This window comes from Bradyrhizobium erythrophlei (assembly GCF_900129505.1).
GTDB lineage: Bacteria > Pseudomonadota > Alphaproteobacteria > Rhizobiales > Xanthobacteraceae > Bradyrhizobium > Bradyrhizobium erythrophlei_D.
Window position 1 is genome coordinate 4071697 of sequence record NZ_LT670818.1, and the last position, 13514, is coordinate 4085210.

Genomic DNA, 13514 nt, shown 5'->3' on the forward strand with positions numbered 1-13514 from the left:
CGGTAACTCGGGAGGCGGGCCCGTTCCAGGCTTGGCCCGTGTAAACCCGTAAGGCGCCGTAAGTTCTCAGACCGGCCGCGGGGGCAGGGCGTCCATCGAAGAGGAAGCGCTGCGTTCCTCTCAGGTTTCAATCCGAGGCCCCGGCGCCGGCGCTCCAGAAGCGCGTCATTGCGCGTGCTCGACCGATGGCCAGATCAACGATCGAATTCGCCAGGCTCCGCACGCGGTATTGCGGCTGGAGCGCGCCTTAGCAATTGCGGCCCGCGCGTATCGCTGCGCTCGCGCGGTGGCGGCCGCTGGGATGGATCCCGGCCAACTTTAACTCGCAACTCCATCAGGTCGGTGAAGATGTCCGCCCTGCGGCGGAGTTCGTCGGCGATCATCGGCGGCTGGCAGGAGATTGTGGAGACGACCGTGACGCGGACACCATGGCGCTGCACCGCCTCGACCAGCGAGCGGAAATCGCCGTCGCCTGAGAACAGGATCATCTCGTCGATCTGTCCGGCGAGCTCCATGGCGTCGACCGCGAGCTCGATGTCCATTACCCTTTACTTTGCGGCGACCGGAGGAGTCGACGAATTCCTTAGTAGCCTTGGTGACGACGGTGTAGCCATTGTAATCGAGCCAATCGAGCAGCGGCCGGATGGAGGAGAACTCCTGATCCTCGATGGTGGCCGCGTAGTAGAAGGCGTGCATCAGTGCGCCGCGGCCCTGAAATTCCTTCAACAGGCGCTTGTAGTCGATGTCGAAGCCGAGCGTCTTGGCCGTGGCGTAAAGATTGGCACCATCGATGAAGAGCACAATCTTGGTGGGTACGGATAACATTCTGACGGCTCGAATTGGGTCCCGGTACGGGCATGCGCCCCCACGGGCTCTGGTTAACCGAAGCGAGTCCGAAGTTGAGGCGGGGGCGGCTCTTGGTTTGCCGCTCACTCGAATTCTTTGCAACCGTCCGAATCCGAGCTCCGGGAAGGCAAGCTATCTCTAATCGTTTGTGGGTTCAAAACCTTTTTAATAAACGCTTGAACCAGCGCTGCGCAGCAAAGACAATGTTATGACCGATAAGCGATAGCGATGCCGGATCAACTCCCGCTTTTCGAAATCCGCCTGAGAAAACGTCGGCGGGCATGTAGGTGGTGCCGGTGCACGACCGAAGGCCGTGCTGTCATGCAGGGGTCTGAAGGCAGCCGAGCCGCCGCCAAGTATCAGGCCAACCGCGCGCTGTTTCTGATGCTGCTGCCTTCGGTGTATCGACCGCCCCGGCTCGGCCATCCGGCCGCGAGCACCTCACGCCGAAGCCGTTCATCCGCCAGTTGACAGGGCTGCGGCCGTTTATTTTTTGGGCTCCGGTTGCTCTCGGAAGCGGGCGGCCCTTCGTGGACGCCCAACGGATAAGGCATCACAGCGCGCTCAGATCGTCCGGCACTTCGCCGAACTTGCGCATCACCGTCGCGTCACCGAAGTCGCCCGTCGCTGGATCTCCCGTCCGGCTGAAAGCGACCGCGCCGACGTGGCCGGGTCTGCGGGACAGCGCGTCAGCCTTCATCACGACGGCGGACGGGTTGAAGCACTCTACCGCCTCTCCGGCGGCGATGCCGTCGTCGGCCGCGACGAGGGGGAGGGCGACGTAGTAGGTGACCTCGCTCATCCCGCTCGGCCTTTGTTCGCCCCCCGGCCTGGTCCGGACGTCGACGCTGCGAAGGTGCTTCAACTGGACCGCAAGAGCCTCTTCGGCGGTCGCGGCGATGGCGCTCCGGCCAAGCATTTCTTTCAATTCGTCCGACGGAAGCTCCCGAAGCCTTGCGCTCAGATCTTCGGGCAGCGACACCCCGAAGCGCGCGTGCAGCACGATCCCGATGCTTTCAATTCTGCACTGCCTGCGCACGCGCTCGACTGCTTCCCGAAAGAACGGATTCTTGTCCAGATCGATCGTGGCCGTCATGGATGTGCGCTCCCGAACTCGGATCGGCGGGCCGAGCCACATTGTTCCTTGTTTGTTCCCGGCTAGTCAAGCCCATGACTCGACCTCCGCTGGCGCCGCGGGCCCCGTTAACGATGAATCGGCGGCAGGGTCGGCGGGATGTCGGAACCAGCCGTCCCCGTTCGTCTTGAGTCCGTGCCGCCCGAAACGGAGTACCGCGTAACATGGCCCCGCGCGCCAACTGGAAAGGCTTCCTGCGTCTGTCCCTGGTCACCTGTCCGGTCGCGCTGTACCCGGCCACCTCGGAGAGCGAGAAGATCACGTTCAATCAGCTGAACCGTCAAACCCGGCCACCGCATCAAGTATCTGAAGGTCGACGCCGACACCGGCGAAGAGGTGCCCAACGAAGACATTGTAAAAGGCTACCAACTCGAAAAAGATCAGTTCATTGAAGTGACCAAGGAGGAACTCGAGGAACTGGCGCTGGAATCCACGCGCACGATCGAGATTGACGAGTTCGTCGACCGCACCGAGATCGATCCCCGGTATCTGATCCGGCCGTATTATCTGGTGCCCGACGGCAAAGTCGGGCACGACGCTTTCGCCGTGATCCGTGAAACGATCCGCGAGATGGACAAGGTCGCCATCGGCCGCCTGGTATTGACCAACCGCGAGCACATCATCGCGCTCGAGCCGCTGGACAAGGGGCTCATGGGTACACTGCGTCAGGTCGCTATTGCGCCCGATCAGGTGCGCGATCCCTTTGAGAAGAACGTCCCCGGAATCGGAGTCGGCCGCGACGGCTGCCGGACGCCGATGCAATGGAGCGCCGCGCCCCATGGCGGCTTCTCGGAATTGACGCCGTGGCTGCCGTTGGCCGATGATTTTGCCCATGAGAACGTGGTCAATCTCGAGGCGGATGAACGATCGATCCTCAGTCTCTACAAGGCGCTGATCAATCTGAGAAAGAAATGGCCGGAGCTCGTGACCGGCGACTATGTGCCGATGGCGGCAGAGGAAGATTTGTTACTCTACCGCAGGCAGGGTAGTGAAGGCTCGGTCGTGATCGCCTTGAATTTGGGAGCAGAGCCGGTTTCGCTCGCGTCGGATGCGCGGAGAAACTGCTTTCAACCTTGATGGACCGGCGAGGCGAGAAATTGGAGCGCGTGCTGGATTTGCGGGACAATGAAGGTGTGATAATTGGTACGTCAGGCACTCACGCCGGGTGACTGGCCTTGCCGGCGGCGTCGGTATCGATATCGCTGCGTTTGAGCAAATAGTCGAGGCCTCCCACCCGATACCAGCGATATCCATAGGCTTCGAGAAGGAGCGTATGCTTGCCGCGATCGTTGGCCTCGCTGTGATCCTCGCTCAGCAAATTGACCAGAAGTTTTCCCTCATCCCCGGCCAGGCCGACCGTAAAAGAGACCTCGCGCGGCTTGTCATCGAAATTATGCACGAACAATACCGAATTGTTGCGCCAGTCGTAGCGAACGACCAAAGCGGCCGGGTCGCGGGTCGCGATCACCTGGAAATCGCCCCAGCCGATTTCCGGAACTTCCTTGCGCATCCGGATCATGCGTTCGGTCCAGTTCAACAGCGAGTTCGGATCGCGGCGCTGCTTGGCGACGTTGACGTGCTCGTATCCGTAAGGCCCTTTGTCGATCACCGGCAAAACAGGTTTGTCACTTTCCGTGAATCCAGCATGCGGTTCGTTCGACCATTGCATCGGCGTCCGCGCGCAGTTGCGCTCGGGCAGATCGAGATTGTCGCCCATCCCGATTTCGTCGCCGTATCGAATGACGGACGTTCCCGGCAGCGTGTACAGCAGGCTGTAGGCAAGCTCGAGGCGGCGCCGGTCGCCGCCCAGCATCGGCGCGAGCCGGCGCCGGATGCCGCGCTCGTAGAGCTGCATGGTTTTCTCGGGGCCAAAAGCCCCGAACACCACTTCGCGCTGGTCTTTGGTCAGACGGCCGAGATCGAGTTCGTCGTGGTTGCGCAGGAAATGGCCCCATTGCGCGGTGGCCGGGCGCGGTTTTGTCTCTACCATCGCCTTGGCCAACGGGCGGGAATCGGCGGAGGCCAGCGCGTAAAACAGATGCTGGTTGACATGAAAATTGAACATCATGTGCATGCGGTCGCCGTCCTTGCCGAAATATTCCATGTCGGTCTTGGGCAGCACATTGGCTTCGCCGAGAATGATGGCGTTGCCTTGCCGCCATTGCAGAAATTCCCGGAGCGATCGCAGCATGTCGTATTGCTCGACCGGGGTCCGGACCTTCGGTCCCTTGGTGGCGATCACGAACGGGACGGCGTCCATGCGGAAACCGGACACACCGGCCTGAATCCAAAAACCCATGATCTTGAGGATCTCGGCCTGCACATGGGGGTTCGACGTGTTGAGGTCAGGCTGGAAGTCATAGAAGCGATGAAAATACCAGCCCCGGGCTTCCTTATCGTATGTCCAGGTGGATTTCTGTACGCCGGGAAACACCATGCCCTTGCCGGCATTGGCAGGCTTCTTGTCGGCCCAAACATACCAGTCGCGATAGGACGACTCCTTCGAGCTTCGTGCCTCGCGAAACCACTTGTGCGCGTCGGAGGTGTGATTGACGACGAGATCGATAATGACGCGGATGCCGCGTTGCCGGCAGCCATGGGTGAACTCGACAAAGTCGCCGAGCGTGCCGTAGCGCGGATCGACACCGTAATAGTCCGATATATCGTAGCCGTCATCCTTGCCGGGCGACGGCTGAAACGGCATCAGCCAGATCGTGGTGATCCCCAAACCTTGCAAATAATCCAGCCGGCGTAACAGACCCTTGAAATCGCCGATGCCGTCGCCGTTGGCGTCCATATAGGTGCCGACGGAGAGACAATAAAAAACGCTGTTCTTGTACCAGAGGTCGTCGATCATGATCGCGCAGTTTTTGATCAGCCTTTTTGGCTGGTTTCTATCAAGCTGCTACCCCTCGCAGAGTTCCCCGGCCTTTGGTTGGTTATGCGTAGAAGAGACGTGGCCCGAAGCTGGGAAGATTATTTGACGATGCGCGCCTCTCGCCGCAGGCGCCATAACAACACTGAGGCAAGAAGCCAGCCCACCGCGCCCAGCGCCAGTGACCCGAAAGCCAAAGTCGGCGCGAGCAGCCATACGCCCAAGCCAAATGCCGCGAGACCAATGCTTCCCAATCCGGCTCCGGCGGCATCAAGAGCCGCGGCATCGGTTCCTCTGCGGTATCCGGAAAGCCCGAGTTCTTGCTTGCGTTCGCGCTCGTGTTTTTCAATGAGCGTCGCGCTCGCACAAAAGATTGCAGGGAAGGCGAGAAACAGACCTCCTGCTTCCGGGCCGAAAATGTTGGCCACGGCTCCGGCTAGAGTTGTTGCCAGTCCACCAAGCACAAAGCGCAAGACGTATTCGTACCAGCGGCCTTGCTTGAATGCCGACCATTTTACGCGAACAACCATCGTCAGCCCAGAAAAAGCTGTTTGGATCCGAGAGCGATAGCGAGCCATGGCAGGATAGCAGTTGTCGTCGCAGCCAGCGCGGACCATCGCGCACGCATCAGAAGCTGGCAGACCACGAAACTATGAGTGGCGAGCGCCAGTGCGCCGAGGACCATGGACCGTCCCTCGATCGACACGTAGTCGCCGCCTTCTTTCCAGAGCGCCAAACTAAGCGTGGCGAGAGCCACGGAAGGTGCTGCACCGAATAAGCCGGCGAAGCTTTTCGGACGCAGGACATCGCCCAGCACAGCAAACGCGGACACGACGATGCCACCGGCCAGAAAACGAAAGAGGTATTCCATCAAGTTTCTCAATGCGGAAGCCGCCGTGGGTCGCAGATACAGATATGAACCTTTTGTGAAGCCCTGCGTTCCCTTAATCAAACCCCAGTTTGATCATACCCGATGGCTCTCATTACTGTCCGGCCTACACGACTCGACAAAGACATCGCTCGTGGTATCGCGCGACACGCCGACGTTCCCATCGAGCGAACCGCCGAGGTTTTGACATGGGGCGCAGACGAACACCTGCTCATCGCAGCCGCGACCATCAGCTGGCTGCTCACCCGCCGGTCGGAACAGCCACTACGCCGGCTGAGCACGCACTTGCTGCTATGTTCGCTGTCGTCCGCAGTCCTGCCGCATATACTCAAAGCCGTCATCGATCAGGAGCGACCTGACCGCCGCACTGTCCGGGGACACTGGCGCGGCGTCCCGTTTTCCGGAAAATCGGAGGACGCGTTTCCGTCCGGTCATGCCCTGCACGTCGGCGCTCTGGCGTCCGCGGCGACGCTATTGCCTTCGAAAATCCGAAATTTGGTTTGGGCAGCTGGCGCGTTGCTTGTCGGCACACGCGTCGTCCTGCTGGCCCATTGGTTCACCGATGTGCTGGCGGGCCTTGGTCTCGGCGTCATCGTGGAACGTCTCTTGCGGCGGATGACGAAGCCCATGCCTATCCATGGTGGGCCGGGGCGCGCTGATAAGGGCTGACAAAATTTTAAACACAACGGAACCGAGATAACGCTGCGGAGGTCGGTTTCGTTCAGGCGTTGCCGTGTTCCATCAGCAGCGCATAGGTTCCCCCAAAATCGAACTGGGAACAGATTGACGGCCCGTGCTTCGAGCCAGCGGATATTGGCGGCGGATGATAGATCGATTGAATCGATGGAAGTCTGGTCACGACGGCTCGCAAACGATGGTGGACGTATTTTGCGGACGCGCTGGCTTCAATTCAAGCGCGCCAAAGGGTCGCATCGACTTCAATTCCGGTCGTTGCGGCAGACGCTCTGTTTACCGGGATAGCCGCTTGATCGTCTTGATTGCGTGGGCCGGGCCGCGCCATCCCAGAAATTCAAGCTTCTTGTCTTCGAGCGCATCTGTGGCTTCGAAAAATTTCTCCAGCTCCTCAACCGCCCGTGCTGGAAGATGCCGCACGTCCTGCAGATCGCCCTCAAAAGGTGAACGGTCCGGCACCGCGAAAATTCGGTCGTTCCTTTCTTTCCTACGCTTGGTGGTCTGAACAACTTCGAGCACCCCGATCGGCTTGCAGCGGAGAATTAAGCCGGGATAGGTCCCGGCATCGTGGATCACAAGAATGTCGAGAGGATCGCCGTCTTCAGCCTGGGTCGATGGGACGAATCCCCAATCATAGGGATATGTCAGTCCGGCCAATAACGGCTTTGCGAGAGTGAATGCGCGATGCTTCGGGTCAAATTCCAGTTTGCAATGACTTCCGCGAGGAGTCTCTACCACCGCGTTGATATGCGTCTTGTCGGCCCAGGTTGGAAGCTTTGTGAGATTCGGCATCTAAGGGCGGCACTCTCACTCTTAATGATCAAACCATACGCAATCAGATGGGCGGCGGTTTTCGCGCTACACCGATGATTTCTCGACAGCAAAACTCACCGCGATCGTCACATAAACCGGCGAGCGGCGCCGAAGTTCCGCGTTGCGCCGCAAACTCCCAGCGACCTTTCGGTTGTGTCTGACGCGGTGAGTACAGCAAGCGCTCGCCATCAGGCGATGGGCTGGGTGCGGATATTTCGCGCCGGATCGGGACGGTGACCCGCTCCCCTATGGGGTGATTCGATTTCTGGGGAAAGAGAGTCGGATCGTAAGGCCTTCCGGCTCCCACTCGCGTGAAATCTCGCCGCGCAATTGATCCCTCACGGTCGCGCGGGCGAGCATCGTGCCAAATCCCTCGCTACCGGTAGGGCTGTCGATCGGCGGTCCGCCGCGTTCGCGCCATGTCAAGGCGAACTGGCCGTCGGGCTCGGAACAGGCGATCTCAATGTGGCCCGCGGAAGTAGAGAGAGCGCCGTACTTGGCGGCGTTGGTCGCGAATTCATGCAGAAGCAGCGCGAACGTCGTCACAAGGCCGCCCGCAAGTCGCATATCCGGTCCAGTGATCGCGACCCGGGCCCGTTCGATGTCGGTTTGCCCTTCGTAGGGCGAGAGGATCGTCCGGATCAAGGCGTGCAGTGTCGTCGACTGTTCGATGCGCTTGCCACCCTCGGAGGTCACTGGCAGTGTCAGCGCATGCGCGCGCGCCAGCGCCCCCAATCGGTCCCGCACCGCCGACGCGAGTTCGTCCGGCGTAGCCGCCGAGCGTGCACTGATGGCCACGACGCCACTGGCCAGCGCAAACAGATTCTTGACGCGGTGGTCCAACTCGCGCAGCAGCAGGCGCTGCTGCTCCTCAGATCGCCGGCGCTCGGTGATGTCACGGGCGATTTTCGACGCGCCGATGATCTTGCCTTCCGGATTTCTGACCGGCGACACCGTCAGCGAAATATCGACGGTGCTGCCGTCCTTGCGTTGCCGAACGGTTTCATAATGGTCGATGCGCTCGCCGCAGCGAATGCGGGCCAGGATGCTGGGCTCCTCGTCGTGCCGTTCGGCTGGAATGAGGATTGTGATTGGCTTGCCGATCACTTCTTCCGCCGTATAGCCGAACAGCCGCGCCGCGCCGTGATTCCAGGTCGTTATGATGCCGTTGAGGTCCTTTGTCACGACGGCATCCTCGGAGGACTCGACGATCGCGGCGATGCCTCGATAGCGGGCCTCGCTTTCGCGCAACCGCTGTTCGGCCTCGTGGCGGTCGGTGATATCCACAAGCGTGTTCACCGCGCCGATCAAGGCACCGGAGGCGTCGAAAAGCGGCGACGGATAGGGAATGAACGGTACGCGCGTGCCATCGGGTCGCTCGGCGATCGCCTCCATGCCTCTGACGGGACGCTTTTCCTTCAGCGCCAACGCCATCGGGCACTCGTGGTGCGGCAACGGCATGCCGTCGGGCCAATACATTTTCCATGAACCGCAGAACTCGCTTTTGCCGAGTTCCGGACGAACCCCCCAAAGCTGCGCCGCGGCCTCGTTGTAGAAGGTGATCCGTCCTGCGGCATCTGTCGTATAGACCGCCACGGGCAATGACTGAAGGATCGCATCGGAGTCTCGCCCGCGTCCGTTCAGATATGGCCGGCCGGCAGGTTGCTCGGGTTTCGCGCGGAAGACATTTACGGCTCCGGCGACGCAGCCGAAGCGGTCCTTGATCGCTTCGATGCTTACAAGCGCCACAATGCGCGTTCCGCCGGGCCGCTCGATAATGATTTCCTGATCGCGCAACCCCTGCCCGGTCGCGAGCACTTCAGCCATTGGGCATTTCGCATGAGGGATCAAGGGGCCCTTCACGCCGTAGAGGCGATAGGAACCGCAGAAACGAACCGTGGGATCGCCGATCTCCGGCGAACGACCCCATAGCTCCGCGGCGGCGCGGTTGTAGCGGACGATAAGGCCATCCTGATCGCAGACATAGACGCCGACTGGCAGCAAATCCAGCAGCTGATCGGGAAGGTCCAGTACATGCTCGTCAAGCAAGACCGGCAACGGAGTAGCGAACCCCATTTGATCGGCAAAGCTTGTCATGGATGCTCTCCGGTACGTGGACATCCCGATATCAAATACGCCACTCCACTAGCGCCGGTCAAAGTCAACGTACCAATTAACTCCAACCCCGACAGGTGGGTTCCAATTAGCTGGAATCACTGCCCCTCTAGGGAACCACAGTGAATGCCGCATCGTTGCGTTTCGCCGATCCGCAGAGTCGGGGCCCGGAGTAACGGCCGGCGCCTGAATGGAGAAAGGCGGCCCGAGGGCCGCCTTTCTTTTTCGTGTGCGCCCGGCATGGGCATTGACTTTGAGGTGAAAGTCCTCTCGTGAGCTGGTCACAGCGAGCGAAGTGAACCGCAGAGCGTCGGACCGTGAGGCCGGCGTGAAGGAAGCGGGGAGCGAAGCTGCGGGCCGACGAACGGGAACCGGATAGAAGGCGGAGCCGAGCAGGGCGAGCGGGCACGTAACCGCGAAGCCCTCGTGACCAAGGCAAGGCGACGTAGATCCGGCGGTCGTGCAGCGAAGGTCGATGTTCTTACCCGGGGAGATCTCGCCTTGCGCCTGAAAGGGCGACGATGGCCGTGAGGCCAGCGGAGCGAGAAGTCAGCAGAGGCCATAGTAGTTTTGTCGAAGCCTTGGCGGCTGCAGGACGAAAGGCCGAACCATGGGAAGGGCGAAACGCCTGTGGACCCCGAGGACGCCATGTCACAGAAGTCGGACCAAGGTCCGGGCGCACAAACGGTCGGCGCGGTGAAGCCGCAAGGGCCGCGCTTGCGTGTGGAAGCGTCCCCGGCTGGCAGCGGCAACGAGCGCCTGGGAAGCAGCGACCTGATGGAGCAGGCGTGCGAACGCCAGAACCTTCGGGCCGCATTGAAGCGCGTTCGACAGAACGCGGGAAGTCCCGGCATCGACGGAATGACGGTCGAGGAGTTGCCCGATCACCTGCGCGGGCACTGGCCGCGTCTGCGCGAGGAATTGCTCGCCGGACGCTACCAGCCGCAGCCGGTGAGAAGGGTGACGATCCCAAAGCCCGGCGGGGGCGAGCGCGAGCTTGGCATCCCGACGGTGCTTGACCGCCTTATCCAGCAGGCCCTGCTGCAGGTCCTGCAACCGCTGTTCGACCCAACCTTCTCGGATGCGAGCTACGGCTTCCGGCCCGGACGGAGTGCGCACGACGCGGTTCGTCGCGCGCAAGCCTATGTGCAGGAAGGCCGCAGCTTTGTGGTGGACATCGACCTGGAGAAGTTCTTCGACCGGGTCAACCACGACATCCTGATGGGAAGGCTGGCCGAGCGGATCGCGGACCGTCGTGTGCTGCGGCTGATCCGCCGCTACCTCAATGCGGGCGTGCTCGCCAATGGGGTGGTGATCGAGCGGGAGGAGGGAACGCCGCAAGGCGTGCTGTTGGACGAAGTCGACAAGGAGCTGGAGCGACGGGGACATGCCTTCGTCCGCTACGCCGACGATCTGAACGTCTACGTTCGGACGCAGCGCTCGGGCGAACGGGTCATGGCCTCGCTGCGAAAGTTGTTCGGGAAGCTGAAGCTCCGTGTCAACGAGACCAAGAGCAAGGTGACGCGCGCCACGGCATCAAAGTTCCTCGGCTTCTCGTTCTGGATAGCCACGGGACGGACGATCCGGCGGCGCGTGGCGCCACAGGCCATCAGACGCATGAAAGAGCGCGTGCGCGAACTCACCCGGCGCAGTGCCGGACGGAGCCTCGCGCAGATGTGCAAACCTCTTGGAACGTATCTATCGGGCTGGAAAGCTTACTTCCGGCTCGCGGACACGCCACGAGCGTTCGCCGACATCGATGGTTGGGTCCGCCACCGCCTTCGGGCGGTGCAGCTCAAGCACTGGAAACGAGGCGAGGTCATTTACCGCGAGCTGCTCGCCCGCGGGATGCCTCCCGAAGCAGCCAGACGGGTTGCCGCCAACAGCCGACGCTGGTGGCACAACTCGGCGATGGCGCCCAACATGGCGCTGCCGAACGATCTCTTCAAACGGCTGGGAGTCCCTAAACTTGCCAGTTGACCTCAACCCATCGAACCGCCCGGTGCGGACCCGCATGCCGGGTGGTGTGGCAGGGGACGCGGAGACACAATCTCCGCGCCCCTATGCCGATTAGTCGATCTCTTCGATGATCGTACGCTCGTGCGGCTCAACCACGTAGGTTCTGTTGTCGCGCTCGATATAGCGATACTCCCGTAGCGTCGGCGATTCCCGATAGACCTCCTCGGGGAAAGATCTGATCTCCACCGAATCCGGCAAGCGATCACCAACGCGGACCCGGGTCGAAGAGGTGCTGCTGCCGGTGGTGCGCTGTTCTGTCCGGGCAGACCGGGCGTGTTTGCGAATGACTTCCCTGTCCGTGTCGGAAAAGCTCATCTTGCGAGATGCAGGCGCGGCGGCAGTCGCTCGGCCCGTGCGTGGTAGCACGTCGACGATTTGGTAGCTCGACGGGTCGACAATCACGACGTCATCGCGGACGACAAAGAAATTGTATCCGCGATATTGTGGAACAACCTCGACAACATCAGCGGGAAGCGGTTGGAAGCGCACGTCCCTTGGAACCACCGTTCCGACCGACAATGAGAAGTTGACGTTTTCCACCGGCCTCGCATTCAGCTTGGTAATCGACTCAGTGACGCGGGTGCGCTGGCGGTCATCCAAATTGGCCGAGATGTTGACGTTGGACGAGCGCGACTGCGCGGTGCCGGTTTGGTTGTTCGACGGTTGAGCCGCCGTGTTGGTCTGGTTGTTAGACGGCTGGGCCGCTGTGTTAGTAGAGGGTTGGGTTCCGGCGTTGGTATTCGTGTTGGTGTCGCTGGGCGACGACTGCGTCCGGTTGGTTGCCGGAGGAGCCGTGTTGGTTTGCGCCTGGGACGATGAGTTCGGCTGTTGGGCAGATTGAGTCTGTGAAGGCGCCGCTGCATTGTTATCCTGTCGCATCTGCGAAGGAGGGGAAGCCTGGTTTGACTGGGCTTGCGAGCGCGGAGAGTCAGTGTTGCCCGTGGCCGGGGTCGATTGGCTTGTCGTCGTTTGCGATCTTGAGGTCGCGGAAGGCGATGACTGCGTGTTCTGGGCCGTCGGCGTCGAACTCTGCGAAGACGGTGTCGAAGAGGACGCCGACGGCGCTGACGAATTCGAATTGTTCTGACTTTGCGCCGCCGGAGGCGAGCTGTTTCTTGGCTGCTCGCTCGGTGATTGCGCGTATGCGCCGGCGCCGAGCATCAAACCGATGGTAGTCGTAATCAACAAACGTTCCCTCATGTTTCACTCCTTGTGCTGGTGTTGGCTTAAAGGCCGCAAAACTAACTCTCGCGGGCAACGCGCTGTTCCAGATCGCCGCTGCAATCTCCTCGTGGCGAGTTGGAACTCGCGATCGGGGTTGCCTGCTTAGCGACGCGTTTCGATCTCGGGAACGAAGATGAGTTGCAGGCTTTAACCTAAGGGCAGTAACGGACGGAGGAACCCATGAGGAAATTAGTAGTCACGGTACTGGCGGGCGCCGGCGCCCTGTTTGCCGGCAGCGCAGCAAACGCAGCTGACATCTATACGAGCAGCGAATACGCAAGTTCGGATCTGCCGGTCGTGCAACCCGTGCGTATGATCTGTAGCGATGACGGACGATGCTATCGCACTCGCGGCGGCAGCCGCGTCATCATCCGGGATTCTTATAACTACGCACCGCGCGAGCGATACATCGAGCACCGTACCTATCGTGACTGGGATGACGGTCCGCGTGCCGGCGTCGGCTTCCGGGCGCCGGGCGTCAGCGTTGGAGTAGGCGTCGGCGACGATCGTTGGTAAGGCAACTGACTCAGGAGGAAGAACTGCTGAACCCGCCGGCAAACCTGCGCGGCGGGTTCTTCGTTTGCATGGGGGCGCCCAAGGGCAAAGCGGAACGAAGCGATTCGGATGCCGTTGACCCGCAATTAGGGAAACGCCGCTCATGCATCGCACAAATCATCCGCCCCTTCGCAATAAAATCAACCTGACAGATTCGGCTCAGGTACGGGCGTGGGCCCGGAGGCTCGGCGTATCCGCTGATGAATTGAAGGCCGTTGTCGAAAAGGTGGGTAACTCGATCGCGGCGGTAACCAAGGAAATTGAGCTTCAACGCGGCAAGTTGCCAGGCTTCACCGGAACCGACCCAGCGTAAATCCGTCGCACCGGGCTGCACGACCCCAAAACCGCCC

At 61.0% G+C, this 13514-nt stretch carries 12 protein-coding genes and 3 pseudogenes; 6 read left to right on the forward strand and 9 right to left on the reverse strand.

Annotation, left to right across the window (positions count from 1 at the left end; translation table 11 throughout):
• Positions 1-194: 194 nt before the first annotated feature.
• Both B5525_RS18910 and B5525_RS18915 read right to left on the reverse strand, forming a co-directional pair.
• Positions 195-825: pseudogene (locus tag B5525_RS18910) on the reverse strand (NYN domain-containing protein).
• Positions 826-1399: 574 nt separating this feature from the next.
• Positions 1400-1648 (reverse strand): hypothetical protein, encoded by a 249-nt coding sequence (locus B5525_RS18915; protein ID WP_079573537.1) that lies wholly within the window; start codon positions 1646-1648, stop codon positions 1400-1402.
• 497 nt (positions 1649-2145) lie between these two features.
• Between B5525_RS18915 and B5525_RS46385 the strand changes: the two are divergent.
• Positions 2146-2644: pseudogene (locus B5525_RS46385) on the forward strand (Ku protein); the annotation flags it as partial.
• A pseudogene (locus tag B5525_RS44045) lies at positions 2642-3150 on the forward strand (DUF3459 domain-containing protein); the annotation flags it as partial. The pseudogenes B5525_RS46385 and B5525_RS44045, both read left to right, overlap by 3 nt.
• On the opposite strand, the gene B5525_RS18925 reads toward B5525_RS44045, so the two are convergent.
• From B5525_RS18925 to B5525_RS18935, 3 genes are all read right to left on the reverse strand, one after another.
• Entirely contained in the window at positions 3138-4838 is a 1701-nt protein-coding gene (locus B5525_RS18925; protein ID WP_079567368.1) for an alpha-amylase family protein, read from the reverse strand. The pseudogene B5525_RS44045 and the gene B5525_RS18925 overlap by 13 nt on opposite strands.
• A 119-nt stretch (positions 4839-4957) precedes the next feature.
• The gene (locus B5525_RS18930; RefSeq protein ID WP_079567369.1) at positions 4958-5386 is read right to left on the reverse strand and encodes a DUF3147 family protein; all 429 of its coding nucleotides are present in this window, start codon (positions 5384-5386) and stop codon (positions 4958-4960) included.
• 2 nt (positions 5387-5388) lie between these two features.
• Positions 5389-5730 (reverse strand): DUF3147 family protein, encoded by a 342-nt coding sequence (locus tag B5525_RS18935; RefSeq protein WP_079567370.1) that lies wholly within the window; start codon positions 5728-5730, stop codon positions 5389-5391.
• Between the two features lie 99 nt (positions 5731-5829).
• On the opposite strand from B5525_RS18935, the gene B5525_RS18940 reads away from it, so the two are divergent.
• Positions 5830-6414, forward strand: coding sequence for a phosphatase PAP2 family protein (locus B5525_RS18940; RefSeq protein WP_079567371.1), 585 nt, complete (start codon positions 5830-5832; stop codon positions 6412-6414).
• A 300-nt stretch (positions 6415-6714) separates the two neighbouring features.
• Here B5525_RS18940 and B5525_RS18945 read toward each other — a convergent pair whose 3' ends face one another.
• A complete protein-coding gene (locus B5525_RS18945; RefSeq protein WP_079567372.1) occupies positions 6715-7230 on the reverse strand; it encodes an inorganic diphosphatase in 516 nt (171 codons plus the stop codon).
• A 267-nt stretch (positions 7231-7497) separates the two neighbouring features.
• Positions 7498-9348 (reverse strand): PAS domain S-box protein, encoded by a 1851-nt coding sequence (locus tag B5525_RS18950; RefSeq protein ID WP_244567946.1) that lies wholly within the window; start codon positions 9346-9348, stop codon positions 7498-7500.
• Positions 9349-10014: 666 nt separating this feature from the next.
• Between B5525_RS18950 and ltrA the strand changes: the two genes are divergently transcribed.
• Positions 10015-11346, forward strand: coding sequence for a group II intron reverse transcriptase/maturase (ltrA, locus tag B5525_RS18960; protein ID WP_079567373.1), 1332 nt, complete (start codon positions 10015-10017; stop codon positions 11344-11346).
• A gap of 90 nt (positions 11347-11436) precedes the next feature.
• Here ltrA and B5525_RS18965 read toward each other — a convergent pair whose 3' ends face one another.
• Together B5525_RS18965 and B5525_RS46390 are read right to left on the reverse strand one after the other, a co-directional pair.
• A complete protein-coding gene (locus tag B5525_RS18965) occupies positions 11437-12264 on the reverse strand; it encodes a DUF1236 domain-containing protein (protein WP_244567947.1) in 828 nt (275 codons plus the stop codon).
• 49 nt (positions 12265-12313) lie between these two features.
• On the reverse strand, positions 12314-12643 hold the full coding sequence (locus B5525_RS46390) for a hypothetical protein (RefSeq protein WP_244567948.1): 330 nt from the start codon (positions 12641-12643) through the stop codon (positions 12314-12316).
• Between the two features lie 146 nt (positions 12644-12789).
• Between B5525_RS46390 and B5525_RS18970 the strand changes: the two genes are divergently transcribed.
• Both B5525_RS18970 and B5525_RS18975 read left to right on the forward strand, forming a co-directional pair.
• Positions 12790-13125 carry a hypothetical protein gene (locus tag B5525_RS18970; RefSeq protein WP_079567375.1) on the forward strand — a complete coding sequence of 112 codons (336 nt, stop codon included), beginning with the start codon at positions 12790-12792 and terminating at the stop codon, positions 13123-13125.
• Between the two features lie 142 nt (positions 13126-13267).
• On the forward strand, positions 13268-13477 hold the full coding sequence (locus B5525_RS18975; RefSeq protein ID WP_079567376.1) for a DUF3606 domain-containing protein: 210 nt from the start codon (positions 13268-13270) through the stop codon (positions 13475-13477).
• The last annotated feature ends 37 nt before the right edge of the window (positions 13478-13514 follow it).

Bases quoted from the DNA above. Each gene is read 5' to 3' on its own strand.
- B5525_RS18915 (WP_079573537.1), bottom strand. From the start codon at position 1,648: ATGAGCGAGGTCACCTACTACGTCGCCCTCCCCCTCGTCGCGGCCGAC.
- B5525_RS18925 (WP_079567368.1), bottom strand. From the start codon at position 4,838: ATGATCGACGACCTCTGGTACAAGAACAGCGTTTTTTATTGTCTCTCC.
- B5525_RS18930 (WP_079567369.1), bottom strand. From the start codon at position 5,386: ATGGTTGTTCGCGTAAAATGGTCGGCATTCAAGCAAGGCCGCTGGTAC.
- B5525_RS18940 (WP_079567371.1), top strand. From the start codon at position 5,830: ATGGCTCTCATTACTGTCCGGCCTACACGACTCGACAAAGACATCGCT.
- B5525_RS18945 (WP_079567372.1), bottom strand. From the start codon at position 7,230: ATGCCGAATCTCACAAAGCTTCCAACCTGGGCCGACAAGACGCATATC.
- B5525_RS18950 (WP_244567946.1), bottom strand. From the start codon at position 9,348: ATGACAAGCTTTGCCGATCAAATGGGGTTCGCTACTCCGTTGCCGGTC.
- ltrA (WP_079567373.1), top strand. From the start codon at position 10,015: ATGTCACAGAAGTCGGACCAAGGTCCGGGCGCACAAACGGTCGGCGCG.
- B5525_RS18965 (WP_244567947.1), bottom strand. From the start codon at position 12,264: ATGCGACAGGATAACAATGCAGCGGCGCCTTCACAGACTCAATCTGCC.
- B5525_RS18970 (WP_079567375.1), top strand. From the start codon at position 12,790: ATGAGGAAATTAGTAGTCACGGTACTGGCGGGCGCCGGCGCCCTGTTT.
- B5525_RS18975 (WP_079567376.1), top strand. From the start codon at position 13,268: ATGCATCGCACAAATCATCCGCCCCTTCGCAATAAAATCAACCTGACA.